Genomic DNA, 23,118 nt, shown 5'->3' on the forward strand with positions numbered 1-23,118 from the left:
ATGAAAACGGAGTCGCCCCGGCCTCCGGTGGGCCGCTGTTACCGTCGATGCGCTCCGTAACACCAGCTCCGCCGTGGGGATCGGGCCCCAGGCTCCTTGGGGGTGGCCGTGGTGGCCGTCGACAGCCTGTCCTTCCGCGCACGCGTGCGTTCCTGCGCGCTCGCTGCCGCGCTCCTCGCGGCGCTGGTCTCCGGAACGGCCGGACCCGCGGCACCCGCCGCGGCGGCCGACGTCTCGCCGACGCCGGCTGCCACGGTGGGTGCCACGGGGAAGGCGGTCTACGACATCGTGGTCCTGCCCTCGGGCCGGACGATCCTCGGCGGTGACTTCACCGCACTCGGTGGCTTCGCCAGGGCGAATCTGGGGGCTGTCCTGGCCAGTGGCGCCGCCGACCGGACGTTCACCCCGAGGACCGACGGACCGGTGCACGCCATCGCCGCGTCCGCCGACGGCAGCACGCTGTTCATCGGCGGCCGGTTCACCGAGGTCAACGGCGAGCCCCGGCACAACCTGGCTGCCATCGACGCGAGGACCGGCGCGCTGGTCACCGACTGGCGGGCCGACACGACCGGCGGCGTGCCGACCGTGACCGCGCTGGCGGTGCACGGCGACGACCTGCTCGTGGGCGGTCGGTTCTCCGGGATCGACGGGTCGAGCAAGGAGAAGCTCGCCAAGCTCGACGCGACGACCGGCGACCTCGTCGCCTGGAACACGTGGGTCAACGGCGCCGTCCTCGACATGAAGATCGGCCCGGACGGGACGACCCTCTGGGTCGGCGGCGAGTTCAAGCGGATCCGTGGCGTCGACCGTCCCTACTTCGGGGCGATGGACATCGCGTCCGGGGAGCCCACCGGCTACGCGCCGAACGGCAACAGCAGCCGGGTGCTCGCGCTCGCGGTGAGCGCCGACGGCCGGTGGGTCTACACGACGAACAACGGCAACCGGACGCGGGGATACAAGCCGGAGGTGTCACCCGACGCGCGCTGGGTGCGCCGCGCCGACGGCAACACGCAGGCGCTGGCGATCTGGCGCAACTCGCTCTACCTCGGCGGCCACTTCAGCAGGCTGACCGACACCAGGACGAGCCGCCCGTTCTTCGCCGCGGTGAACCGGTTCGACGGCAAGAACAAGCGGTGGAACCCGAAGGCGCGCGGCGCCAACCGCGGCTGCTGGGCACTCGTGGTCGAGGGCAACCGTCTGCACGCCGGTGGTGGCTTCACCCACTTCAAGAAGCGCAGCCAGCGTCTGTACGCGAGGTTCGACGCGCGGTCCTAGCAGCGATGGAGGAGGTACGCCGGTGACGGTCGACCGACGTCGGGTCCGGTCCCTCCTCTGCGCGCTCGGCGCGGCGATCGTGGGCGTCGGGCTGGTCCTCGCGCCGGCACCGTCCCGGGCCGACGTCTCCCCGACGCCGGTGCCGACGCCCAGCCTCTCCGGTCCCGTCGTCTACGACCTTGCGGTCCTCCCCAGCGGCCGGGTCGTGCTGGGCGGTGACTTCACCGCGATCGGCAGCCTGGCGCGCACCGATGTCGGTGCGCTGCTCACCAACGGGCAGCCCGACCCGGGGTTCGCCGCGCGCACCAACGGCCAGGTCAACGCCGTCGTCGCCTCGGAGGACGGCAGCCGGGTCTTCATCGGCGGCACGTTCACCGAGGTGAACGGCGTCCCGCGGCAGAACATCGCCGCGCTGAACGCGACCACCGGCGCCGTCGTACAGGGCTGGCAGGCAGATGCCACCGGCTCCTCGGTGTCGGTCAAGTCGCTCGCGGTCAGCGGCACCCGGCTCTACGTCGGTGGCCGGTTCGACGGCATCGACGGCATCCACAAGGAGAAGCTCGCCGCTGTCGACGTGAGCACCGGCAACGTCCTGCACTGGAGCACGTGGGTCAACGGCGCCGTGCACGAGGTGCGGGTCGCGCCCGACGGTCGCACGGTCTGGATCGGCGGTGCGTTCACCAAGATCCGCGGGGAGGCGCGGCCGTACGTCGGTGGCATCGACGCCGCGACCGGGCGGCCGACCGCATTCGTCGCGAGCAACAGCCCGGCCCGGGTCGTGTCGGTCACGCTGAGCCGCGACGGCCAGTGGCTCTACGCCGGCAACGACCACAACCGCGTCCTCGCCTACCAGCCGTGGCTCTCCGACGCGCTGCGCTGGCAGCGCGCCGGCTCCGGCAACACCCAGGCCATGGCGGCGTCGGACACGACGCTCTACCTCGGCGGCCACTTCCGCACCTTCGGCGACGGCTCGTCCCGCCCGTTCTTCGCCAGCGTCGACCGCCTCACCGGCGCGCTCACCTCCTGGAACCCGCTCGCCACCGCCTACAACAAGGGCACCTGGGTGCTCGTCATCGACGGCAACCGCCTGCACGCCGGCGGCGGCTTCACCCACTTCGACGGCGTCAGGCAGCGGCTCTACGCGCGGTTCGACGGCTCGCCCTAGGTGCCGTGGGTTGAATCGTCACTCGTGGCGCGTTGAATCCCCTGTTGTGGCGCGTTGATTCGTCCCTCGTGGCGCGTTGGATCGTCTGTCGTGGTGCCGCGCCACGAGGGACGAATCAATGCGCCAGGAGGGACGAATCAACGCGTCGGGGGTCCGCGGAAGAACTGAGCGGTGGAGAAGAGCATGGTCTGCTTCGGGGTCAGCTCGAGGCCGGTGACGACCTCGGTCAGGGCGAGGGCGAGGGCGAGGCCGTCGGCGTCAGAGCCCTGGGCGAGGAGGGGGCGGAGCTCGGGTGGCACCGGGTCGGCGTCGTCGAGGGAGCGGAAGTCCGGGGCGTCGAAGAGGAGTACGGCGTCGCGCGCGCACCCGAAGCGCAGGTGCTCCTCCTCGTCGTCGGTGCGGACGACGGCCGCTGCGGCTCCGCCCTTGGTCATCGTCGTCAGCGCCTCGCTCCCGGGGTCGGCGCAGCCGGAGTACTCGATGCCGAGCACGCCGCCGTCGATCTCGACCAGCGCCCAGGCGGCGTACTCCGCGTCGCGCTTGTCGTCCCACGGGTGCGCGACCGGGTCGTGCAGGTCGACCTCGAGGGCGTGGGCCACCGCGTCGCGGCTGGCGCCGGCGACGACCAGGAAGGAGAACGACTCGGGCACGACGATGGCGTCGATGAGCTCGTCGTAGTACTCAACGGTCGCGGCCACGTCTCGGAGGGTAGAACCGGACCGCCGCGCGCGTCACCCGATCGCGGAAGTCAGCGCCGCGAGCGCCTGCCGGTCCGACGGCAGCCAGTCGAGGTCGTCGAGCTCGGTCGGAGCGACCCGGCGCAGCTCGTCGTGGTCGGCGCTGGAGCGCAGCTCGCCGTCGGTGACGACCGCGAAGTAGAGCCGCAGGAGGTAGTCCTGCGAGATCGGCCAGCCGGCGCCGTCCGGCCCGACCAGCTCGGGCCCGACCTCGACGCCGACGCCGAGCTCCTCGCGGACCTCCCGCACCAGCGCGGCCTCCGGCGTCTCGCCGTCCTCGACCTTGCCGCCGGGGAACTCCCAGCGGCCCGCCAGCGCAGCGGGCTTCGTGCGGCGGGCCGCGATGACGTACGACGGCCGCTCGAGCGCGTCGACGATGATCGCGCCGACGACCGTCGCTCGGTTCATCGCCGGCTCAGCCGCAGTTGTCGCAGATGCCCGTGGCGGGCAGCGCCATGAAGCAGGTCGGGCACACCTTGGTGACCGGCTCGGGCTTCCGCGCCGGCGCCGGCCTGGGCGTGGCGACGCGGGTGCGGCGCGGCTTCGGCGCGGCGACCGGCGTGACCGGTGTCGGCGGCGGGGGTGGCGGCTCCCAGCCCGGAGGCTCCGGCGCGTCGACGCCGAGTCCGGCCAGCACCGCACGGGCCTCGTCGGTGGGCCGGTGCTTCGGGGTGGTGACGATGTCGTGCGGCGACGCGCCGCCCTCGAGGAAGGCCTGCGCGTCGGGGCGCATGGCCGGTGGGATCCGGCGGTGCCGCCACCGGGCCGGCGCGGCGCCGCGTTGGGTGATCGTCACCAGGTCGGGCCGCGACCAGGCCACCAGCGTCCAGTCGTTCTCGCGGGAGACCGCCCACACGCCGATCGGTCCGTCGCCCGCCTCGCCGGCGGCACGCAGCGCGATCCGCTCGGGGTTGAGGAAGCGGCCGGTGACGTGGAGGGCGGCGGGGAGGGGCCGGGTGACGTCGTACCCCTCCTCGCGGAGCGCGTAGGTGGCGTCGTCGAGCGGGTCAGGGGGAGTGTCCATCGGTTCGGAAACTACCCGGACCCGGCGGCCACGCGGTAACCGGGCGTGACGCACGTCGCCGGATGGGCGCCAGGTCTTCCGGGTAATGCGGGGGCATGAACCATGCGATCGACCTGGGTCGCCCAGTCGCGGGCGACGTCATCGACCTCATCACCGACGACCACCGGCTCTTCGAGCGGCTGCTCCGGCAGCTGCGCGACACGACGCAGGACCTCGACGCCGTGCGGCGTGCCTTCGCCGACGTGCTCATCGCCCACGGCGAGGCCGAGGAGGAGCTGGTCTACCCGGTGCTGCGCCGCAAGACGCCCGACGTCGGCGAGCACGAGATCGAGCACGGTCACGAGGAGCACGCCGAGGGCAACGAGGCGCTGCTGAAGGTGCTCGAGCTCAAGGGCACCGACACCCAGGCGTTCGCCGACGCGGTCGAGGAGCTGAGCAACCTGATCGCGCACCACATCGCGGAGGAGGAGATCACCATCCTCAGCCCGGCCCGCGAGGAGGTCGGCATGAAGATCCGCACCGACCTCGGCGCGACGTGGGCGGCCCGCCGCAACGAGCTGATCGACCGGAACTGCGGGAGCGTCGAGAACGTACGACGCATCGTGGCCGAGGCCGAGCGCGAGGGGCTGCTCGACGACGATGACGACGAGGACGACGAGGACTGAGGCAGCGCCTCAGCCGATCATCGTCGAGCCGCCCTCGACCACCTCGCGGCCGAGGGTGCGCCGCACGATCATCCGGTAGCGCCAGATCTGCACGGCGCCGAACAGCCACAGCGGCACCTGGACGGCCATCGCCGCCCGGAAGGCGCCCGCGGAGTAGTCGCTGGACGAGCCCGGTGTCATCAGGTCGAGCACCACCCCGATGCCGAGCACGGCGAGGACGGTGGCGAGGAACCCGCCGACGTTGATGATCCCGGTCGTGCTGCCCATCCGGTCCGGCGGGTTCGACGTGCGTCCGACGTCGAAGCCGATCATCGACGCCGGACCGCCGCAGCCGCAGGCGACGATGAGCAGCACCAGCAGCCAGAGCGGCGCTTCGCCCGGCCAGGCGAGGACCGCCGACCAGGTGGCGATCATCGCGACGACGGTGCCCAGGGCGACCGTCGAGCGGTGCCACGGGTGGTTGCCGACCACCCACCCGAGCACGGGGCCGGACGCGACGACGACTACGACGATGAGGCTCAGCAGACCGCCCGCGGTGGTGTCGGAGAGGCCCTCGCTCAGCACGAGGAACGGGAAGCCCCACAGCATCACGATCATGTTGGCGCTGAACGGCGTCGTGAAGTGCACCCAGAACCCGAGCCGGGTCCCCGGCTGCGCCCAGGACGAGCGCAGGCTGCCCATCAGCATCAACCTGGACATCGGGTACCCGCGCTCGTGCCGGGAGGCGGGGGAGTCGCGGACGAACGCGAGCAGCGCCGCGAGCAGCACCGGGCCGGTCCCGGCGGCGATGAGGTAGGCCGTCGTCCAGCCGAGCTCCGAGAGCGCCCAGGTCATCGGGACGGCGGCGGCGATCGCCCCGACCTGTCCGCTGCTGCCGGTGACCTGCGTGATCAGCGGGATCAGCCGCGGCCCGAACCAGCTGGTCACCAGGCGCAGCACGCAGATGAACGTCATCGCGTCGCCGAGGCCGACGAGCACCCGGGCGCCGAGCGCCTGGGGGTACGACGTCGCCAGGGCGAACCCCAGCTGCCCGAGGCTGATGGTGATGACGCCCGCCGTCAGCACGGTGCGGGGTCCGAAGCGGTCGACGAGCAGTCCGACCGGCACCTGCATGCCGGCGTACACCAGCAGCTGGAGCACGGTGAAGGTGCCGAGCTGGCTCGCGGTGAGGTCGAAGCGCTCGGTGGCGGCCAGGCCGGCGACGGCGAGGCTGGTGCGATGGAAGACCGCGACCAGGTAGATCGAGAGGCCGACGCCCCACACCAGCCAGGCGCGGCGCGGGGTGAGCCGCGCCGCGGACGGCTCAGTCATCCGACCCCGCCGTCGCCTCGGTGGCCTCCTCGACGATCGCCTGCATCGCGGCGCGCGCGGCCACCGCGTCGCCGGAGCGTACGGCGCGCGCGACCTGGTCGTGCCAGTCGACGGCCTCGCGCTTGGGGTGGTCCGGCATCAGGTGGTGGTGGGTGCGACCGGCGAGCACCTCGGCGACGACGGATCCCATCGCCGCGAACATCTCGTTGCCGGTCGCCTCGAGCAGCACCCGGTGGAAGGCGATGTCGGCCTCGAGGAACGCCTCGAGGTCGCCGGAGCGGCCGTGCACGACCATGTCGCTGACCGCGGCGGACAGCGCGGCGCACTGCGCGGGCGTGGCCCGCTGCGCGGCGAGGGCTGCCGCCGCCGGCTCCAGCCCGCCGCGCAGCTCGCCGAGCGACTGCAGCTGGGCGACCCGGTCCTCGGAGTCCAGGCGCCAGCGGATGATGCGCGGGTCGAAGACGTGCCACGAGGAGCGGGGGAGGACGGTGACGCCGACCCGCCGCCGGGACGCGACCAGCCCCATCGCGGCCAGCACGCGGACGGCCTCGCGCGAGACGGACCGGCTGACGTCGTACTCGCCGTCGACGGAGTCGAGCGTGATGACCGCACCCGGCGCGAGCTGGCCGCCGACGATCCGCCGACCGAGCGCGTCGAGGACGTCGTCGTGGAGTCCGGAGCCGGCCATTGCGCTCCTCCTCGGTCAAAGATCAGATTATTTGAGCGACAACTCTTGCAAAAAGCATATCAATCACTGAGGCTGTGGCGGGTACCACACAGCCCGTGACGGACTCGGAGAGACCATGACACACCCCCCGCTCCTCGTCGTCATGGGCGTGTCCGGCTCGGGCAAGTCCACGGTCGGCGCGGCGCTCGCCCAGCGGCTCGGCGTCCCGTACGCCGACGCCGACGACCTCCACCCCCAGGCCAACATCGAGAAGATGGCGGCGGGGGAGGCGCTCGACGACGGCGACCGCTACCCGTGGCTCGAGACGATCGGCGCGTGGCTCGCCGACCGCGACGGGTCCGGCGGGGTGATCAGCTGCTCCGCGCTGAAGGTCGCCTACCGCGACCAATTGCGCCGGCACGCGCCGCGGGTCCGGTTCGTCCACCTCAGCGGATCGCGCGAGGTGATCGCGCGACGGCAGGCCAGCCGGCCCGGCCACTTCATGCCCGCCTCGCTGCTCGACTCGCAGTTCGCGACCCTCGAGCAGCTCGGCCCGACCGAGGACGGGCTTGTCATCGACGTCGAGCAGTCCGTCGACGACATCGTCCAGGAGTACGTCGACCTGACCGGACCTCCGGTCCGCCCCCACCCAGGAGATCCCGTATGACTGCGCACCTCTCGGCACTCGCCGGCACCGAGCTCGTCGAGCCCGTCGCCTCCGACGGCCGGCTGCTGCTGGCCGCGCTGCTCGGCATCGGCGTCATCGTCGCGCTGATCCTCGCCGCCAAGCTGCACCCGTTCCTCGCGCTCACCGTCGGCGCGCTCACGGTGGGGGTCGTCGCCGGAGTGGCGGTCGAGGACGCGCTGGTCAGCTTCACGACCGGGTTCGGCGACACCGCGGCCGGCGTCGGCATCCTGATCGCGCTGGGCGCGATGTTCGGCAAGCTGCTCGCCGACTCGGGCGGCGCGGACGAGATCGTCGACACGATCATCGGCGTCGCCTCGCCGCGCGCCCTGCCGTGGGCGATGGCGCTCGTCGGCGCGCTGATCGGGCTGCCGATGTTCTTCGAGATCGGCCTGGTCCTGCTGATGCCGGTGATCTACCTGGTCGCGCGCCGCTCGGGCCAGTCGCTGGTGACGATCGGCATCCCCGCGCTGGCCGGCCTGTCCGCCATGCACGGCCTGGTCCCGCCGCACCCCGGCCCGCTGACCGCCATCGACTACCTCAGCGCCGACCTCGGCATCACCCTCGCGCTCGGAGTCGCGGTCGCGATCCCGACCGTCGTCGTCGCCGGTCCGTTGTTCGGCCGGGTGCTGCGCAACGTCGACGTGCCGGTGCCCGACCGGTTCGAGGCCCGGGACGCCGACGAGATGGAGCAGCGCCCGTCGTTCACGGTCACCCTCGCCTCGGTGCTGCTGCCCGTGGTGCTGATGATGGGCAAGGCGCTGGCCGACATCTTCATCGAGGACGAGACCGACCCGCTGCGCCGTACGCTCGACATCCTGGGCACACCGCTCATCGCGCTGCTGATCGCCGTCGTCGTCGGGATGTTCACGCTCGGCGGCGGGGCCGGGATGGGCCGTGGAGGCGTCGCGAAGTCGCTGGAGTCCTCGCTCCCGCCGATCGCCGGCATCCTGCTCATCGTCGCCGCCGGTGGCGGCTTCAAGCAGTCGCTCGTCGACACCGGCATCGGCACCCTCGTCGCCGAGTGGGTCGCCGACAGCGACATCTCGGTGCTGGCGCTGGCGTGGTTCGTCGCGGTCCTGATCCGGCTCGCCACCGGCTCCGCGACCGTCGCCACCGTCACCGCCGCCGGCCTGCTCGCGCCGCTCACCGACACCCTGTCCAGCGGCGAGGTCTCGCTGATGGTGCTCGCGATCGGCGCCGGGTCGGTGTTCTTCTCCCACGTCAACGACGCCGGGTTCTGGCTGGTGAAGGAGTACTTCGGCATGACCGTCGGGCAGACCATCAAGACCTGGTCGGCGATGGAGACGCTGCTCTCGGTCACCGGCCTGGTGTTCGTGCTGGCGCTCGACCTGGTGATCTAGCGGTCCGACGGCCGAGGCGTCCGGCGAGGCACCTGACCCGGCCGGGCCAGTCGGGATCCCGTGGTGGCTAGGCGGCTGGCCACTACGTGCCATTCCCGTGCCGGTGCGGCCGGTGCCACCATCGGCCTCATGGCGCTGTTCGACGTCGCCGCGGACGCCTATGTGCGGTTCATGGGCCGCTTCTCCGCGCCGCTGTCGGCGCCGTTCGCCGACATCGGGCTGGCCGGGGTGGATGCCACCGCGCGGGTGCTCGACGTCGGCTGCGGGCCGGGCATGCTCACGCGCGAGCTGGTGGCGCGGCAGGGAGAGGGCAACGTCAGCGCCGTCGACCCGGTCGAGGCGTTCGTGGGTGCGACGGCGGCGTCGTACCCGGGCGCCGACGTACGCCGCGCCTCGGCCGAGGACCTGCCGTACGACGACGACACGTTCGGCGCTGCCCTCGCTCAGTTGGTCGTGCACTTCATGGACGACCCGGCTGCCGGCTTGGGGGAGATGACGCGAGTGACCGCGCCCGGCGGCCGGGTCGCGGCGTGCGTGTGGGACCACGCCGGCGGCACCGGCGCGCTGTCCGCGTTCTGGCGGGTCGTGCACCGCTGCGATCCCGCGGCGCCGGGCGAGGAGGCGCTGCCCGGGTCGTGGGAGGGCGACCTCACCCGGATGCTGACCGGGGCCGGGTTGCGCGAGGTCGAGGAGACGCTGCTGACGGTCAGCCGGGACTTCGCGACGTTCGAGGAGTGGTGGGAGCCGTTCACCCTCGGCGTCGGTCCGGCCGGCGCCTACGTGCGTGGGCTCAACCAGATCGAGCGCGCTGGACTGGCCGACGCGCTGCGCGAGGAGCTCGGCGACGGGCCGGTGACGATCCGGGCGAGTGCCTGGACCGCCACCGGCCTGGTGTGACGTGGTGTGACGTGGTGTGACGGGGTGTGACCCGCCCGCTGCTCACGCAGCCGGGCTCACCTTCTCCTTCGGGGGCCGACCCCGCCGCGGCACACCGACCTGCGGCTTGCCGCTCTCGAGCAGCACACCGCCCCAGACGCCGTACTCGTCCCGGCGCCGGCCGAGGTCGAGGCAGAGCTCCCGCACCGGGCAGCCGGCGCAGAACGCCTTCGCCGCGGCGAGGGTGGCCTCGTCGGTCGGGTGGAACAGGTCGGGGTCCGGGTGGTCGGCGCACGCCCACACCAGCCCGGGGGCGAGCGGGGTCGGCGCGGTGAAGGCGATGGTCACGCCCTTGGTGTCGAACCGGTCCTCGTGGGCCGAGATCTTCCGTGCAGTCATCGCCTGTCACCTCCTCTGGTCGTGGCGATGGGGTGGGTGGGGTTGGTCGGGACGGACGGCCCGCGCGAAAAATGCGAAAGGCCGCTTCCGCGTGGTCGACGCTGAAGCGGCCCGGTGCACGGGGTGCGGTCGCACCTAGTCCACGGGCGGCTCCAGCGAGAACGGCAGCTGCTCCTCTTCGGTCCTCCGCGAGGAGCCGAAGCCGGGACCGCCGGGGAACGGGCACGGGTGGGCAGCACCGAACGCGCGGACCGCGCTGCGGTTCGCGTCGATGAGGCTGCGATAGGTGCCCACGTCATGTCCTTCTCTGGTGGCGCGCCCGGGTCCGTCCCGGACTGCTCAAGGGTAGATGTGCCCGCCCGGCCGGGCCTAACGCTTTATCGGGACGCTTTCGGGGTGCTGCCGAAATGCGCCGTACCGGGGATCCTTGTCCCGAAATCGCTGGAACGGGAGCAAGAATCTCCGGTACGTCGGGGCCGTGCGGGTGTCAGATCTCGCGCCGGGCGCCGGGCGCGCCCGGGCCGGGGACCGAGCCGGGCGGCGGAGGTCCGAGCTGGCCGGTGCGGATCCAGTCGATGGCGAAGTCGGCCGGGTTGAGCGGGTCGACCATCACGCCGAGCTTGGAGCCGGGCTGCATCCGCGCCATGTGCATCGCGGCGACGACGTGGTCGCAGGTGACGACGTACGGCTCGGTGCCGTCGGCCCGCTCCACGCGCGCGGTGACGCGGACGACGGGCGAGGTGTTGGCGTAGGTGCCGACCTGCCACGAGCCGTCGACGATGGCGATGGCCGGGAGGCCCTCGCCGTTGGTGAGCTGCAGGTGGCGCGACATCCGGAGGCCGAGGTCGGTGTTGTCGGCCGCCTCCCGCATCTGGTTGGGGATGTCCGCGATCTGCCCGAAGAACGACGACGGCTTGCCCTGCTGCTCGAGGTGGCGCTGGTTGGCCTTGTACATCCGCTGCCAGTCGCCGAAGAGTCCCATCTGGACGGCCTTCGCGCTCAGTAGCCGAGGAACTTGCGGAACTGCTGGCCGACCGCCATCGACTGGCCCATCCGAGCGACCCAGCCGTCGAGCGCCGCCTTCGCGTCCGCCGCCGAGACGTTGTGCTCGCCCGCGATCGTGATCAGGCCGGCCTCGTCGTTGACGCCGCGGGCCTGCGCCTCACGCGCCCAGTCGGCGTAGTCCTGCAGCGAGACGCCGTTGATCGGCTCCCAGATCGGGTCGTCCGCAGCGACCGAGCGCGTCGACGGACCGCCCATGATCGCCGGGTCGATCGGACCCGCGCCCTGGACGTGCACCATGCCGTCGCCCTGCTGACCCTGCTGCTGTCCCTGTGCGGCTGCCTGCGCTGCGGCCGCCTGCTGGGCGAGCGCGTCCTTGGCCTTGCTGAAGAATCCCATTGGTGTCCCCTTCCGGTCGTCGGGGCGACGACCTGTCAGCCCTCCGCAGCGAACGTAGGCGGCGACGCCGGGCCGCGGAAGCGTGGCGCGTCTCAACGTCGTCTCAACCGCCGCCGGCCGTCGCAGATGGGTCTCAACAAGTAAAGACACCCCGCAGACGCATGTCGGGCACCCCTTTCGTGCCTTACCTTTCCCCCATGCCAGACCAGCCGGATCCGCCCGAGAAGTGGCGGGTTTACAAGGAGGACAAGACTCCCGACCCGGAGCCTCCGCTCAGCGTCCACCCGCCGACGAGCAACCCGCCCCAGGTGCCGTACGGCCAGTCGTCCTCCTACAACCCGGTCGTCATCACCTCCTCCGGCACCAGCGCGGCGCCGAAGATCGTCCTGCTGGTCGTCGCGTTGCTGGTGCTCGGCGGTGTCGTCGCCGGCGCGATCGCGATCTTCGCCGCCGTGGGAGGGGTCGGTGGCCTCGGCGGCGGGATCGACGCGAAGGACCCCGAGGACTTCGAGGAGTTCACCGAGGAGTTCGAGAAGAAGTTCGGGCGGACCGACGTCCAGAGCGTCAACCTCTACACGGACTACATCATCGTCTACCTCCCCTACTCCGAGGACCGCGACGACGACCGCCAGATCGGCTACACCTGGCGGGGCGGGGACGAGTTCGAGGAGTGGCACCGGTCCACCTCGACCGAGCCCACGTTCGACCTCACCGAGATCGACACCTCCGCCATCGACGGGATGTGCGACTCGGTGCTTTCCCGTGCCGACGGCGCGACGCCGGACGACTGCTACATCTTCCTGCGGAAGCCGCCGGACGGGAGCGAGGGCTGGTACCGGGCGAGCGCGAGCGACAGCTTCAATCGCTCGGTGTGGACGGAGTACGACCTGAACGGCGTCGAGGTCGGCCGCAGCGAGTGACGACCGCGATCACGCGCTGATCGCGCCGATCGCGCCGATCTCGTCGAGGGGCACCGGCACCAGTCGGTCGTCGTTCGCCGCGTGCACGACCTCGCACGGCACGCCGGCGATCTGCGCGGCGCCGTAGAGCGCGGCCGCCCAGAGCCGGTCGGCGTCGTCGAGACCACCGCGCCCGGGCCGGGTCCGCAGGAACGCGACCCGCCCGCCCGGCACCGTGCCGGTCGTCCATTCCGCGAGCAGCTCGAGCAGCTCCGGCGCCGTCGGGTCGGGCGCCACCATGTCGTCGGGCGCGGGCACCTCGATCAACGTCTTCTGCGGTCGCCCGTCGGGGTGGATGAAGATGATCCAGAGGCTGGTCCGGGTGAACCCCAGCGGCTCCATCAGTCCGCGCCAGACCTGCTCGAGGTCGGCCTGGCTGGTGATCAGGTCATCGGTCATGCCGCCACCCTGCGCGGGCACGGCCGCGGCCGGGAGGGGGCCGGTCAGTTGTCCACAGCGACGAGCGGGATGCCCGCGGCACGCGCCGCCTCGCCGTACGCCGTCGCCAGGCTCGCCACCGTCTCGTGCGCGTTGAGCCCGCTCGGGTTGGGCACCACCCACAGCTCGGCGCCGGCGAGCGGCTCGGGCTGGCGGCCCATGACCGCCTTGGGCTGCCCGAACGCCGCCCGGTAGGCCGTGATGCCCGCGACCGCCACCACCCGCGGCCGGACCCGCTCGACGAGCGCGACCAGCGCCGCCCCGCCCGCCTTCAGCTCGGCGTTGGTGAGCTCGGAGGCCTTCGCGGTCGCGCGGGGCACCACGTTGGTGATGCCGATGCCCCGTGCGCGGAGGGCGTCGCGGTCCGCGTCGGTCATCCCCGCCGCCGGTTCGATCGGCTCGAGGAGCACGCCCGCCCGGTGCAGCGCCGGGTAGAAGCGGTTGCCCGGGTGCGCGAAGTGGGTCTGCGTCGCCGCCGTCCAGAGCCCCGGGTTGATCCCGACGAACAGCAGCTTGAGCTCGTGCTCCGGCGCCGTCGGCAGCAGGTCGGGCACGACCGCGTCGCGGAAGGACTCGAGCTCCGCTCGGGAGAAGGTACGGCGCACGGGGCCAGTCTGCCGGGAGGGCGATAGTCCCTGACGAAAAGCACCTCGATCACCTGGATCCGGGTGCTTTTCGTCAGGGACTATCTCCCCCCGCGGGGAACCGACCCTCCGCGGGTACCGTCCTAGTCGCCATGAACAGAGCTCTCGGACTCCTCTTCATCCTCGCTGCGCTGGTGCTGCCGATCGCGTGCAGCAACGACGAGGGCACCGACACTGCCGAGGACCGGGCGGGCGGGAGCAGCGAGGCCGGGCAGCAGCCGGACGACGGAGACGGAGGGGAGCCGGTCGTCGTCGAGATCGTGTCGGGGTCGGCTGCGCGCGGGGACGTGTCCGGGGAGGCGACGGTGATCGGGGATGAGCAGGAACTTGACCGCTACCTGCGCCAGTTCAGCAACGAGACGTTCACGTCCGACGTCACCGCGGCCATCGAGGCGCACGACTTCGCGGACGGACGGGTGCCGGGGCTCGCCGTCATCGAGATCTCCTGCGACACGCCGCCCTCGGCGACGGTGACGCAGGAGGGCAGCCGGTTCCTCGTCACGCCGGCGAAGGTGGCAGACCCGCTGCCGGAGTGCTACGTGCCGGTGACCAGCGTCGCCGTCCTCGACCTGCCCGGGTGAGCCCTCAGGGGCGGTAGATCACCTCGAGGCCGTTGGGCACCGACCGCTGCACGCCGTCCGACGGCGAGTTGAGGACCTGAAGCTTGCCGTCACGTACGGCGGCGAGGGTGGTCGACCCACCGCCGTCGAGGTTGAGCGCGTCCTCCGCGCCCAGGCGCAGCATCATCTTGCCGAGCTCGACCATCGTGTGACCGCGGCTGAAGCTCTGCCGCCCGTCGACGACGAGGAAGATCAGCTCCTTGTCGTCGCGGTCGACGCCGACCGCCGTACGCGGGTGCATCTCCCGGTCGTCGAAGGTCACCAGCTGGCGCTTCTTGAGCAGCAGCGCGTTGCCCGTGATCGCCATCGCCACCCGACCGTCGAGGCTGCGGCTGACGTTGACCTTGGTGCCGACCTTCAGCTGCTGCAGGCGGTCCTCAGGCTTGTCGCCGCGGGCGATCAGCCAGATGCCCTTAATGCCCTGGTTCCCCGGGAGGGTGGTGCTGTTGCTGACCACGACGCCGTCGACGATCTGGACGCACCGCACCTGGCGGCGCTGCCCGTCGGTCCAGCCGAGGCCGGCCGCGCGGCCGAACCGCCAGTCGTAGATGCCGGTGCCGTTGATCTTCACCCGCGGGGAGTTGTAGTTGGTGATCTTGATGCCGGGGCGGCCGTCGACGCTGCCGACCATCGGCAGGTCGCCGACGTGCCACTTGCCGGCGGTGTTGACCGAGATCGCGTTGTTCCAGCCGGAGTCGAGCGCGTGGAGCAGCGGTCCGCCCTGGTCGAAGCCGATGCCCAGTGGCGCGCCCGTGTCGCTGATGTCGAAGAAGTCGCCGTTGATGCCGGCGACGATGCCCTTGGTGCCCGAGATCATCGAGGTGACCGACTGGCGCTTGCGGACGCGGTTGCCGTGCGCGTAGTCGACGACGACGCCCGGCTTCCTCCACTTCACCCGCATCACGTAGTAGCGCACCGGCCCGCGGCGGGTGCGGGAGTCCCAGCCGGTGATGGTCACGCCCGGTGCGGCCTTGTAGCTGAACCGCTTGGTCCGGGACAGTACGGCGCGCTGGCCGGGCTGCAGCGGGGGCGCGATCTCGCCGGGGACCTGGTCGGAGGTCTGCCAGGTGGTCGGGTCGTCCGGGTCGGGAGCGGGTCCGCGTCGCGGCGTGCTCGGGGCGGCGCCGGCCTGCTGCGCGGCGGGCGGCTTCGACGGCTCGGAGGGCTCGTCGAGGTACACCACGACGCCGGCGGTCACGAACAGGGCGACCACGAGCAGCTCAGGCAGGAGGCGACGCATGGGGTCTAGGTTAAGAAAAGTGACGGGAGTGACGCGGGAGGCGCGGCCTGTCGGCGTGGCAGGGCGCGCGTCGCACGAGCCGGCGTCCGGGTTGGGATGATGGGGCGGTGTCGGGCGGGCCGTGCAACACCTTCGCCGAGGGTGACAACCTCGAGGTGCTCGAGAGGCTGCCGGCGGCGTCGTACGACCTGATCTACATCGACCCGCCGTACAACACCGGAAGCTCCTTCGCCTACCGCGACCGGTTCGCCGGGCACCAGGAGTGGGTGGCGATGATGCGGCCGCGGCTGGTGGCGGCCCGGCGGGTGCTGGCCGACACCGGCGCGATCTTCGTCAGCATCGACGACAACGAGGTGGCCTACCTGCGGCTGCTGCTCGACGAGGTGTACGACGAGCAGAACTTCCTCGCGCAGGTCGTGGTGAACCTCAACCCGAAGGGGCGGCAGCTGCGGAGCGGCTTCGCGACCTCGCACGAGTACCTGCTCGTCTACGCCAAGGACGGGCGGCAGTGCGTGCTCGACGCGTCGAGCGCGGACCTGGTGGTGGAGTCGGACTTCCCGCTGGTGGCCGACGACGGGCGCCGCTACCGGCGGCTGCCGCTGCGCAACACCAACAAGAAGTTCAACCCGCTGACCGCGCCGACCCTGCACTTCGCGATCTGGGGCGACCCCGGCACCGGCGAGGTGCGGACCGCGCCGTTCGCCGGCGCGGTCGAGATCAAGCCGGTCTTCGGCGACGGCTCATCCGCGGTCTGGCGCTGGTCCCGGCCGCGGATCGACGAGCGGCCGGGCGACCTGGTCTGCCGGCGGGTGCGCGGCACCAACGGCGAGCGCGTCGACGTCTTCCAGCGCGACTGGCTCGACGCGCACGCCGACGGCACCGCGCGCCGCAAGAAGCTGCGCACCATCTGGCTGGCCGCGGAGATCGGCTCCACCGACACCGCCGTCGCCGAGCTCAAGGACGTCCTCGGCCACGTCTTCGAGTCGCCGAAGCCGACCGGTCTCGTGCGCCGGATCCTCGACACGATGCCCGACGACGTGCGGGTGCTCGACTTCTTCGCCGGCAGCGGCACCACCGGCCACGCGGTCGCGCTGGCCAACGCAGCGGACGGCGGTCGTCGTACCTGCCTCTCGGTCAACCACCCCGAGCCCGTCCGCCCCGGCTCCAACGCCGACCTCGCCGGCTACCGCACCGTCGCCGACATCACCCGCGCCCGGCTGCGGGCTGTCGCGGAGCGGGTGGGTGGAGGGTTCGCGGAGCTCCCGGGCCGGTCGGTCGTCGAGTAGTCCGAACCGCTCGGTCGTCGAGTAGTCCGAGACCCTCGGTCGTCGAGTAGTCCGAGGCGCTAGCCGAGGACGTATCGAGACGCCGTAGGCCGACTGCCGTCCTTGCGGCGGTGGGCACGTCACTGCATCTCGATACGCGCGGTCACGACCTCGTTCCTCGGTCGTGCGCGCTACTCGATGACCGAGGCTCGCACGTCACTGCGTCTCGATACGCGCGGTCACGACCTCGTTCCTCGGTCGTGCGCGCTACTCGATGACCGAGGCTCGCTGCTCGGTCGTCGAGTAGTCCGAGGCGCTAGCCGAGGACGTATCGAGACGCCGTAGGCCGACTGCCGTCCTTGCGGCCGTGGGCACGTCACCGCATCTCGATACGCGCGGTCACGACCTCGTTCCTCGGTCGTGCGCGCTACTCGATGACCGGCGCTAGCCGAGGACGTATCGAGACGCCGTAGGCCGACTGCCGTCCTTGCGGCCGTGGGCACGTCACCGCATCTCGATACGCGCGGTCACGACCTCGTTCCTCGGTCGTGCGCGCTACTCGATGACCGTGGCGTGCCGCTCGGTCGTCGAGTAGTCGGGGCCCTCGGTCGTCGAGTAGTCCGAGGCGCTAGCCGAGGACGTATCGAGACGCCGTACGCCGGCTGCCGGCGTTGCGGCCGTGGGCACGTCACTGCATCTCGATACGCGCGGTCACGACCTCGTTCCTCGGTCGTGCGCGCTACTCGATGACCGAGGCTTGCTGAGTGGATGCCGGTTGCTCGCGGGCTCGCCACCGGCATCCACTCAGCTGACGCCAGCCGCCTTCTCGAGCGCGGCGACCTCGTCGTCGAGGAAGGTGAGCAGCCGCTGGAGGTGGGGGACGGTGCGCCGGCAGCCGGTGAGACCGAAGTCCATGTTGCCGTCGTAGGAGGTGCAGGTGATGTTGAGCGCCATGCCGTTGATCGGGATGGAGAGCGGGTAGTTGCCGACGAGCTTGGCGCCGTTCCAGTACTGCGTGGTGCGGGGGCCGGGGACGTTGCTGATGATCAGGTTGTACGGCGACCGCACGATCCCCTGCAGCCGCAGCGCGGGGCCGAGCACGGCGGGGGCCTGGCCGATCGCGCTCATCGCGAGGATCTGCACGGGGGTCAGCGACTTGAGGGCGTCCTTGCCGTCCTTCATCGACTTGTTGACCGCCTCGAGCCGGTCGGCCGGATCGGCGAGGTCGGTGCCCAGCCGAGCCATCACCGCGCCCACCGCGTTGCCGCCCTCGGCCGAGGGCAGGTGCGACTCCTTGGCCTTGAGCCCGATCGGCACCATCGCCACGAGCGGGCTGTCGGGAAGGGCGTCGTGCTCGAGCAGGTAGGTGCGGATCGCGCCTCCGCACATCGCGAGCACCACGTCGTTGATCGTCGTCCCGGTCGCCTTCCCGATCGCGCGGATGCGCTCGATCGGCCAGTCCTGCGCGGCGAACCGGCGCGCGCTGGTGATGTTGCGGTTGAACATCGTCTTGGGGGTGTGCAGCGACAGCGTCGAGGTCTCGTTGCGCACGCCTTTCGACAAGGTCTTGATCAGCGCGCCCGGCATGCCGGCGGCCTCGGCGGTGACGCCGATCGCCGTACGCAGTGCGTCGCCGGGCAGCGACGCGAGCGTGGCGGCGGCGTCGGTCGCCGGGGTGTCGGTGTCGCGCTTCTTCGTCCGTACGGCGCGCGCCGCCCACGGCGCGGCCATCCCGCGCTCGTCGGGGTCGCTCGACATGGTGCTCGCCATCAGCCGCATCGCCGAGATGCCGTCGACCAGGCCGTGGTGGATCTTGGTGTACATCGCGACCCGGCCATCGGCCAGGCCCTCGATCAGGTGGGCCTCCCAGAGCGGACGCTCCCAGTCGAGGCGGGTGCTGTGCAGGCGGCCGCAGAGGTCGAGCAGCTCGCGGATCCGGCCCGGGGTGGGCAGGGCGTTGTGGCGCACGTGGTGCTCGATGTCGAACTGGTCGTCGTCGCGCCAGAACAGCTGACCAGCGGTCTTCACCGACCGGTGGGGGTGCTTGCGGAAGAGCGGCATCACCTCTTCGTCGCTGGACGTCGCGGCCTCGAAGAGCTCGCGCACGAAGTCCGGACCCGCGTCCTCCGGCTTCTCGTAGAGCTGCAGCCCGCCCACGTGCATCGGCTGGTTCTTGCTCTCCGCGAGGAGGAAGGCCGCCGACGGTGGGTCGATCGGCCTGAGCTTGGGCAAAGAGACCACGTGGAGCACCTTTCGTCCGTGCGGATCCTTCCGGTTGCTCACGGTAACGACAAGGGAGGAGGACCACTTGTCTTCCACAATGCTCGTCGTCGGACCGGGCTCTCCACAGCCGCCGCGGCAGGATCGCCCGATCGTCGGGCCACGCTCCTAACGTCCCTGCGCGACGCCGGAACTCGCCGGCGCACGACCCTCGGGAGCACTCATGTCTGAACGCGTCCTGCGGCGCCTCGCCGCCTTCGTCCTCACCCTGCTCGCCCTCGGCGGCGCGACCGTCGGCGGTCTGTCGGCCGCGGCCTCCGCCGACTCCTCCGGCTCCTCGGCAAGCCTGGTCGCGCCCTACGTGCCGCCCGGCGACACGATCGTCCTGGTGCAGGGCGACGCCGCCAACGGTTTCGAGATCAAGCACTACGACGGCACCTGGCAGTTCCCGCCCACCGACTCCGAGACGATGGCCGAGTGCGAGGAGTACGACCGCGAGGTGCGGCAGTTCCGGTGCAAGGTGAGCAACCGGACCTGGTTCCGCGCGCTCGAGGGCTTCAAGGAGACGACCCGCTACTACCGCTCGCTGCCGTAGCGACGTAGCCGGGGGCGCCGGGTGGCACGATCGGCGCATGGGCTGGGTGCTGCACGTCGACCTCGACCAGTTCATCGCGGCGGTCGAGGTGCTGCGCCGGCCCGAGCTCGCCGGTCTCCCCGTCGTCGTCGGTGGCCGGGGCGACCCGTCCGAGCGCGGCGTGGTGGCGACGGCCTCCTACGAGGCGCGGCGCTTCGGCGTCGGTTCCGGCATGCCGCTGCGGCTGGCCGAGCGCAAGCTCCGCAAGTCCGAGCAGGAGGCCGTGTTCCTGCCGACCGACGCGGCGGCGTACGACGCCGCGTCGGCCGAGGTGATGGCCGTGCTGCGGGGTCTCGAGTGGGGCGGTGTGCCCGTCCTCGTCGAGGTGCTCGGCTGGGACGAGGCGTTCGTCGGGCCCGGTCCCGGGCACGGCGACCTCGGCTCCCCGGTCGAGTTCGCGGAGCAGATCCGCACGGCCGTGCTGGCGCGGACGTCGCTCCGCAGCGCGGTCGGCATCGGTGACAACAAGCTGCAGGCCAAGCTCGCCACCGGATTCGCGAAGCAGCGGGTCGAGGGAGCCGTGGCCCGCGAGGCCGGCGCGGGGATCGGTGAGGAGTCCGGGCCCGGTGGGCAGGAGCGCGGTCGCGGGACCTACGCGATCAGCGACGCGACCTGGTATGCCGAGATGGGCGACCGCCCGACCTCGGCGCTGTGGGGCATCGGCAAGAAGACCGCCGACAAGCTCGCGGCGCTCGGCATCGCGACCGTCGAGGACCTGGCCCGGGCCGACCCGGACCTGCTCGCCGCCAACATCGGCCCGACGACCGGCCCGTGGTTGCGGCGGATCGGCAGGGGCGTGGCGTCCGACGAGGTCGACGCGACGCCGTACGTCGCCCGCGGGCACGGCCGTGAGGAGACCTTCCAGCAGGACCTCACCGCCTGGGCCGACGTCGAGCGCGAGACCGCTCGCATCGCCCGCCGCGTCGTCGAGGACATCCGCGCCGAAGGCCGGCCCGCGGTGCGGGTCGAGCTCAAGCTCCGCTACCGCCCCTTCTTCACCCTCACCCGCAGCCACAAGCTGAAGGAGCCGACCAGCGACCCCGACCTCCTCGCGGCCGAGGCCGTCGCCCTCCTCGACCGCGTCGAGAAGGACCGCCCGGTCCGCCTGCTCGGCGTCCGCCTCGAGATGACCCCGCCGTCATCGGTCGTCGAGTAGCCGCCGCGAGGGACGAACGGGGGCATATCGAGACGTCATCGGTCGTCGAGTAGCCGCCGCGAGGGACGAGCGGCGGCGTATCGAGACGCCCGGCGATCAACGCAGCTCGTCGCGGAGCTCCTGGACGACGGAGTCGACGACGGCGACGAGGTCGCCGCCGGTGCGGTCTGCGACGGCGCGCTGGCGCTGGTAGGACGCGCCGCGACGGGGGATGTCGAGGACGGAGGCGAGCTCGGCCGAGCAGCCGAGCCGCTCGGCGACCGGCTCGAGGGTGACGACGAGCTCGGCGAGGTCCTCGGTGACGAGACGCTCGTTGGAGTGGGCGTCGAGGATGACGATGGCGTCGACGCCGTACCGGGCGGCGCGCCACTTGTTCTCCTGGACGTGCCAGGGTGGCATCGTCGGGAGCTGCTCGCCGGCGGCGCAGCGCTCGTCGAGCCAGACGACCAGGCAGTGCATCAGCGCGACGAGGGCGCTCATCTCGGTCAGGGTGGAGACGCCGTCGCAGACCCGGTTCTCGAGAGTGCCGTGGGTGACGGCGGGGCGGACGTCCCAGCGGATCTCGGTGAGCTCCTCGATGACGCCGGTGACGAGCTGGTCGTTGACGAACGACTCGAACTCCGCCCATCGCTCGAACTGGAACGGCAGCCCTGCGGTCGGCAGCTGCTGGAACATCAGCGCCCGGTTGGAGGCGTAGCCGGTGTCGACGCCGGCCCAGATGGGGGAGGAGGCGGAGAGTGCCTGGAGGTGGGGGTACCAGTTGAGGAGCGCGGAGAGGACCGGCATCACCCGCTCCTGCTCGGGCATCCCGACGTGCACGTGCACGCCCCAGATCAGCATCTGGCGGCCCCACCACTGGGTGCGGTTGATCAGCTCCTCGTAGCGGTGGCCCTCGGTCAGCTGCTGCCCCGTCCAGGAGGCGAAGGGATGAGTGCCGCCGCCGAACAGGTCGAGGTCGAGCTCGTCGCAGGCGGGCACGACGTACTCCAGCGTGCGGCGCAGGTCGGCCATCGCCTCGGGCACGGTGCGGCAGACGCCGGTGACGACCTCGACGGTGTTGCGCAGCAGCTCCTTGTGCAACCGGCCGGGATCGGGCATCCGCGCCTTGGCGCGGGCGAAGAGGTGGGCGGCCTCGTTGCGCAGGTCGCGGGTGCGGCGGTCGACGAGCGCGAACTCCCACTCCACCCCGAGCGTGGGCTCCGGGGAGCCGTGGAAGTCGATCCGCACGGGATCAGCGTTCCACACCGGTCCACCCGTCATGCGACCATCGACGGGTGGAGGTGCCGCTCGACCGGATGTGGGAGCGCAGCCGGCTCTCGGTCCGCGGCCGGGTGCAGCGCTGGCGCAGGAAGCTGTTCGCCGTGCTGCAGTGCTCCGTCGCCGCAGCGGTCGCGTGGTGGGTCGCGGCCGACCTGCTCGACCACGACACCCCGTTCTTCGCGCCGATCGCGGCAGTGGTGTCGCTCGGTACGTCGTACGGCCAGCGGCTGCGGCGCGTCGTCGAGGTCACGCTCGGCGTGGCCATCGGTGTGCTGGTGGCCGACCTCCTCGTCAGCTGGATCGGCTCGGGTGCCTGGCAGCTGGGGCTGATCGTCGCGCTCGCGATGTCGACCGCGCTACTCCTCGACGCCGGCCAGCTGTTCGTGACCCAGGCCGCCGTGCAGTCGATCGTCGTGGCGACCCTGCTGCCCGACCCCGGCGCCGGACTCATCCGCTGGACCGACGCGTTGGTCGGGGGAGCGGTCGCGCTGGTCGCTGCCGCCGTGGTGCCGGCCGCACCGTTGCGGAAGCCGCGCGAGCAGGCGGCCGCGGTCGCCCGCAAGATCGCCGAGCTGCTGCGCGCCGCCAGCCACGTGATGGTCGACGGCGAGAGCGAGCCGGCCCTCGCGCTGCTGGCCGACGCGCGAGCGACCGACCGGATGATCCGCGAGCTCCAGTCGGCCGCGGAGGAGGGGGCCTCGGTCGTCGCCTCCTCGCCGTTCCGCGTCCGGCACCGCCCCGGGGTGCGGCGGATGGTCGAGCTCGTCGACCCCCTCGATCGCGCGCTGCGCAGCACCCGCGTCCTGGTGCGGCAGGCGGCGGTTTCGGCGTACCGCAGCCGGCCGGTGCCGTCGTCGTACGCCGACCTCGCGGCCGACCTGGCGCTCGCCGTCGATGCCGTCGCGGACGAGCTCGCCGAGGAGCGGATGGCGGTCGCGGCGCGGCCGCGGGTGCTGGCCGTCGGGCACGCGACGGGGCTCGTCGACCGGAGCGACTCGCTCACGGGCGACGCGATCCTCGCGCAGATCCGCTCGATCGTCGTCGACCTGCTGCTCATCACCGGGATGGGGCAGCTCGAGGCGACCGACGCGCTGCCACCGCCGCGACGCTGAT

The 23,118-nt window shown here is 71.9% G+C and carries 27 protein-coding genes; 12 read left to right on the forward strand and 15 right to left on the reverse strand.

What is annotated here, in order from left to right; all coding sequences use genetic code 11:
* Nucleotides 1-102 precede the first annotated feature (102 nt).
* Complete coding sequence (locus tag DJ010_RS19415; RefSeq protein WP_109696872.1) at nt 103-1,275, forward strand: WD40 repeat domain-containing protein; 1,173 nt, start codon at nt 103-105, stop codon at nt 1,273-1,275.
* 22 nt (nt 1,276-1,297) lie between these two features.
* Nucleotides 1,298-2,440, forward strand: coding sequence for a PQQ-binding-like beta-propeller repeat protein (locus tag DJ010_RS19420; protein ID WP_109696874.1), 1,143 nt, complete (start codon nt 1,298-1,300; stop codon nt 2,438-2,440).
* A gap of 137 nt (nt 2,441-2,577) precedes the next feature.
* On the opposite strand, the gene DJ010_RS19425 is transcribed toward DJ010_RS19420, so the two are convergent.
* The 3 genes from DJ010_RS19425 to DJ010_RS19435 are packed head-to-tail and all read right to left on the reverse strand — an operon-like array spanning nt 2,578 to nt 4,201.
* A complete protein-coding gene (locus tag DJ010_RS19425) occupies nt 2,578-3,138 on the reverse strand; it encodes a hypothetical protein (RefSeq protein WP_109696875.1) in 561 nt (186 codons plus the stop codon).
* A gap of 33 nt (nt 3,139-3,171) precedes the next feature.
* Nucleotides 3,172-3,585, reverse strand: a complete 414-nt coding sequence (locus DJ010_RS19430) for a (deoxy)nucleoside triphosphate pyrophosphohydrolase (RefSeq protein WP_109696877.1) — start codon at nt 3,583-3,585, stop codon at nt 3,172-3,174.
* A gap of 7 nt (nt 3,586-3,592) precedes the next feature.
* Complete coding sequence (locus DJ010_RS19435) at nt 3,593-4,201, reverse strand: hypothetical protein (protein ID WP_109696879.1); 609 nt, start codon at nt 4,199-4,201, stop codon at nt 3,593-3,595.
* A gap of 95 nt (nt 4,202-4,296) precedes the next feature.
* Between DJ010_RS19435 and DJ010_RS19440 the strand changes: the two genes are divergently transcribed.
* Nucleotides 4,297-4,866 (forward strand): hemerythrin domain-containing protein, encoded by a 570-nt coding sequence (locus DJ010_RS19440; RefSeq protein ID WP_109696880.1) that lies wholly within the window; start codon nt 4,297-4,299, stop codon nt 4,864-4,866.
* A 9-nt stretch (nt 4,867-4,875) separates the two neighbouring features.
* Here the strand turns inward: DJ010_RS19440 and DJ010_RS19445 are convergent, their stop codons facing one another.
* A complete protein-coding gene (locus DJ010_RS19445; RefSeq protein ID WP_109696882.1) occupies nt 4,876-6,177 on the reverse strand; it encodes an MFS transporter in 1,302 nt (433 codons plus the stop codon).
* Complete coding sequence (locus DJ010_RS19450) at nt 6,170-6,865, reverse strand: FadR/GntR family transcriptional regulator (protein ID WP_109696884.1); 696 nt, start codon at nt 6,863-6,865, stop codon at nt 6,170-6,172. The genes DJ010_RS19445 and DJ010_RS19450 overlap by 8 nt, the downstream gene beginning before the upstream one ends.
* A 115-nt stretch (nt 6,866-6,980) precedes the next feature.
* Between DJ010_RS19450 and DJ010_RS19455 the strand changes: the two genes are divergently transcribed.
* From DJ010_RS19455 to DJ010_RS19465, 3 genes are all read left to right on the forward strand, one after another.
* Nucleotides 6,981-7,511, forward strand: coding sequence for a gluconokinase (locus DJ010_RS19455; RefSeq protein WP_109696886.1), 531 nt, complete (start codon nt 6,981-6,983; stop codon nt 7,509-7,511).
* A complete protein-coding gene (locus DJ010_RS19460) occupies nt 7,508-8,893 on the forward strand; it encodes a GntT/GntP/DsdX family permease (RefSeq protein ID WP_109696888.1) in 1,386 nt (461 codons plus the stop codon). The genes DJ010_RS19455 and DJ010_RS19460 overlap by 4 nt, the downstream gene beginning before the upstream one ends.
* Nucleotides 8,894-9,022: 129 nt before the next feature.
* Nucleotides 9,023-9,790, forward strand: a complete 768-nt coding sequence (locus DJ010_RS19465) for a class I SAM-dependent methyltransferase (RefSeq protein WP_109696889.1) — start codon at nt 9,023-9,025, stop codon at nt 9,788-9,790.
* 42 nt (nt 9,791-9,832) lie between these two features.
* Here DJ010_RS19465 and DJ010_RS19470 read toward each other — a convergent pair whose 3' ends face one another.
* The 4 genes from DJ010_RS19470 to DJ010_RS19480 form a co-directional block, all read right to left on the reverse strand.
* Complete coding sequence (locus tag DJ010_RS19470; RefSeq protein ID WP_109696892.1) at nt 9,833-10,168, reverse strand: WhiB family transcriptional regulator; 336 nt, start codon at nt 10,166-10,168, stop codon at nt 9,833-9,835.
* 135 nt (nt 10,169-10,303) lie between these two features.
* Nucleotides 10,304-10,462, reverse strand: coding sequence for a hypothetical protein (locus DJ010_RS22170; RefSeq protein WP_158283072.1), 159 nt, complete (start codon nt 10,460-10,462; stop codon nt 10,304-10,306).
* A gap of 193 nt (nt 10,463-10,655) precedes the next feature.
* Nucleotides 10,656-11,150 carry a hypothetical protein gene (locus tag DJ010_RS19475; protein ID WP_109696894.1) on the reverse strand — a complete coding sequence of 165 codons (495 nt, stop codon included), beginning with the start codon at nt 11,148-11,150 and terminating at the stop codon, nt 10,656-10,658.
* A gap of 17 nt (nt 11,151-11,167) precedes the next feature.
* Nucleotides 11,168-11,569: a hypothetical protein gene (locus DJ010_RS19480; protein ID WP_109696896.1), complete on the reverse strand. Its 402-nt coding sequence runs from the start codon at nt 11,567-11,569 to the stop codon at nt 11,168-11,170.
* Between the two features lie 197 nt (nt 11,570-11,766).
* Here DJ010_RS19480 and DJ010_RS19485 point away from each other — a divergent pair, with 197 nt between their 5' ends.
* Complete coding sequence (locus tag DJ010_RS19485) at nt 11,767-12,489, forward strand: hypothetical protein (RefSeq protein ID WP_109696898.1); 723 nt, start codon at nt 11,767-11,769, stop codon at nt 12,487-12,489.
* A gap of 9 nt (nt 12,490-12,498) precedes the next feature.
* Here DJ010_RS19485 and DJ010_RS19490 read toward each other — a convergent pair whose 3' ends face one another.
* Nucleotides 12,499-12,927 (reverse strand): hypothetical protein, encoded by a 429-nt coding sequence (locus DJ010_RS19490; RefSeq protein ID WP_146207409.1) that lies wholly within the window; start codon nt 12,925-12,927, stop codon nt 12,499-12,501.
* Between the two features lie 44 nt (nt 12,928-12,971).
* Nucleotides 12,972-13,571, reverse strand: a complete 600-nt coding sequence (locus DJ010_RS19495; protein ID WP_109696901.1) for a mismatch-specific DNA-glycosylase — start codon at nt 13,569-13,571, stop codon at nt 12,972-12,974.
* Nucleotides 13,572-13,702: 131 nt separating this feature from the next.
* On the opposite strand from DJ010_RS19495, the gene DJ010_RS19500 reads away from it, so the two are divergent.
* Nucleotides 13,703-14,191, forward strand: a complete 489-nt coding sequence (locus DJ010_RS19500) for a hypothetical protein (protein ID WP_109696903.1) — start codon at nt 13,703-13,705, stop codon at nt 14,189-14,191.
* 4 nt (nt 14,192-14,195) lie between these two features.
* On the opposite strand, the gene DJ010_RS19505 is transcribed toward DJ010_RS19500, so the two are convergent.
* Nucleotides 14,196-15,470 (reverse strand): phosphodiester glycosidase family protein, encoded by a 1,275-nt coding sequence (locus DJ010_RS19505; protein ID WP_109696906.1) that lies wholly within the window; start codon nt 15,468-15,470, stop codon nt 14,196-14,198.
* A gap of 107 nt (nt 15,471-15,577) precedes the next feature.
* On the opposite strand from DJ010_RS19505, the gene DJ010_RS19510 reads away from it, so the two are divergent.
* Complete coding sequence (locus DJ010_RS19510; RefSeq protein WP_109696908.1) at nt 15,578-16,756, forward strand: site-specific DNA-methyltransferase; 1,179 nt, start codon at nt 15,578-15,580, stop codon at nt 16,754-16,756.
* Between the two features lie 534 nt (nt 16,757-17,290).
* Here DJ010_RS19510 and DJ010_RS22960 read toward each other — a convergent pair.
* Nucleotides 17,291-17,422 (reverse strand): hypothetical protein, encoded by a 132-nt coding sequence (locus DJ010_RS22960; protein WP_281271151.1) that lies wholly within the window; start codon nt 17,420-17,422, stop codon nt 17,291-17,293.
* A gap of 117 nt (nt 17,423-17,539) precedes the next feature.
* Nucleotides 17,540-18,976 carry a WS/DGAT/MGAT family O-acyltransferase gene (locus DJ010_RS19515; RefSeq protein WP_245927719.1) on the reverse strand — a complete coding sequence of 479 codons (1,437 nt, stop codon included), beginning with the start codon at nt 18,974-18,976 and terminating at the stop codon, nt 17,540-17,542.
* 202 nt (nt 18,977-19,178) lie between these two features.
* Between DJ010_RS19515 and DJ010_RS19520 the strand changes: the two genes are divergently transcribed.
* Nucleotides 19,179-19,550, forward strand: a complete 372-nt coding sequence (locus DJ010_RS19520) for a hypothetical protein (RefSeq protein WP_109696910.1) — start codon at nt 19,179-19,181, stop codon at nt 19,548-19,550.
* 37 nt (nt 19,551-19,587) lie between these two features.
* Entirely contained in the window at nt 19,588-20,745 is a 1,158-nt protein-coding gene (locus DJ010_RS19525; protein ID WP_109696912.1) for a DNA polymerase IV, read from the forward strand.
* 96 nt (nt 20,746-20,841) lie between these two features.
* Here DJ010_RS19525 and DJ010_RS19530 read toward each other — a convergent pair whose 3' ends face one another.
* Nucleotides 20,842-22,005: a glutamate--cysteine ligase gene (locus tag DJ010_RS19530; protein ID WP_109696914.1), complete on the reverse strand. Its 1,164-nt coding sequence runs from the start codon at nt 22,003-22,005 to the stop codon at nt 20,842-20,844.
* Nucleotides 22,006-22,019: 14 nt separating this feature from the next.
* Here DJ010_RS19530 and DJ010_RS19535 point away from each other — a divergent pair, with 14 nt between their 5' ends.
* Entirely contained in the window at nt 22,020-23,117 is a 1,098-nt protein-coding gene (locus DJ010_RS19535; RefSeq protein ID WP_109696916.1) for an FUSC family protein, read from the forward strand.
* Nucleotide 23,118: the final 1 nt, after the last annotated feature.

It is taken from the genome of Nocardioides silvaticus, assembly GCF_003160695.1.
GTDB classification, from domain to species: domain Bacteria; phylum Actinomycetota; class Actinomycetes; order Propionibacteriales; family Nocardioidaceae; genus Nocardioides; species Nocardioides silvaticus.

Excerpts from the sequence above, each read along its gene's own strand:
- DJ010_RS19505 (WP_109696906.1), bottom strand. The coding sequence starts at position 15,470 with ATGCGTCGCCTCCTGCCTGAGCTGCTCGTGGTCGCCCTGTTCGTGACC.
- DJ010_RS19455 (WP_109696886.1), top strand. The coding sequence starts at position 6,981 with ATGACACACCCCCCGCTCCTCGTCGTCATGGGCGTGTCCGGCTCGGGC.
- DJ010_RS19500 (WP_109696903.1), top strand. The coding sequence starts at position 13,703 with ATGAACAGAGCTCTCGGACTCCTCTTCATCCTCGCTGCGCTGGTGCTG.
- DJ010_RS19480 (WP_109696896.1), bottom strand. The coding sequence starts at position 11,569 with ATGGGATTCTTCAGCAAGGCCAAGGACGCGCTCGCCCAGCAGGCGGCC.
- DJ010_RS19530 (WP_109696914.1), bottom strand. The coding sequence starts at position 22,005 with ATGACGGGTGGACCGGTGTGGAACGCTGATCCCGTGCGGATCGACTTC.
- DJ010_RS19485 (WP_109696898.1), top strand. The coding sequence starts at position 11,767 with ATGCCAGACCAGCCGGATCCGCCCGAGAAGTGGCGGGTTTACAAGGAG.
- DJ010_RS19475 (WP_109696894.1), bottom strand. The coding sequence starts at position 11,150 with ATGGGACTCTTCGGCGACTGGCAGCGGATGTACAAGGCCAACCAGCGC.
- DJ010_RS19450 (WP_109696884.1), bottom strand. The coding sequence starts at position 6,865 with ATGGCCGGCTCCGGACTCCACGACGACGTCCTCGACGCGCTCGGTCGG.
- DJ010_RS19470 (WP_109696892.1), bottom strand. The coding sequence starts at position 10,168 with ATGACTGCACGGAAGATCTCGGCCCACGAGGACCGGTTCGACACCAAG.
- DJ010_RS19460 (WP_109696888.1), top strand. The coding sequence starts at position 7,508 with ATGACTGCGCACCTCTCGGCACTCGCCGGCACCGAGCTCGTCGAGCCC.
- DJ010_RS19445 (WP_109696882.1), bottom strand. The coding sequence starts at position 6,177 with ATGACTGAGCCGTCCGCGGCGCGGCTCACCCCGCGCCGCGCCTGGCTG.
- DJ010_RS19490 (WP_146207409.1), bottom strand. The coding sequence starts at position 12,927 with ATGACCGATGACCTGATCACCAGCCAGGCCGACCTCGAGCAGGTCTGG.
- DJ010_RS19435 (WP_109696879.1), bottom strand. The coding sequence starts at position 4,201 with ATGGACACTCCCCCTGACCCGCTCGACGACGCCACCTACGCGCTCCGC.
- DJ010_RS19465 (WP_109696889.1), top strand. The coding sequence starts at position 9,023 with ATGGCGCTGTTCGACGTCGCCGCGGACGCCTATGTGCGGTTCATGGGC.
- DJ010_RS19520 (WP_109696910.1), top strand. The coding sequence starts at position 19,179 with ATGTCTGAACGCGTCCTGCGGCGCCTCGCCGCCTTCGTCCTCACCCTG.
- DJ010_RS19525 (WP_109696912.1), top strand. The coding sequence starts at position 19,588 with ATGGGCTGGGTGCTGCACGTCGACCTCGACCAGTTCATCGCGGCGGTC.
- DJ010_RS19430 (WP_109696877.1), bottom strand. The coding sequence starts at position 3,585 with ATGAACCGAGCGACGGTCGTCGGCGCGATCATCGTCGACGCGCTCGAG.
- DJ010_RS19440 (WP_109696880.1), top strand. The coding sequence starts at position 4,297 with ATGAACCATGCGATCGACCTGGGTCGCCCAGTCGCGGGCGACGTCATC.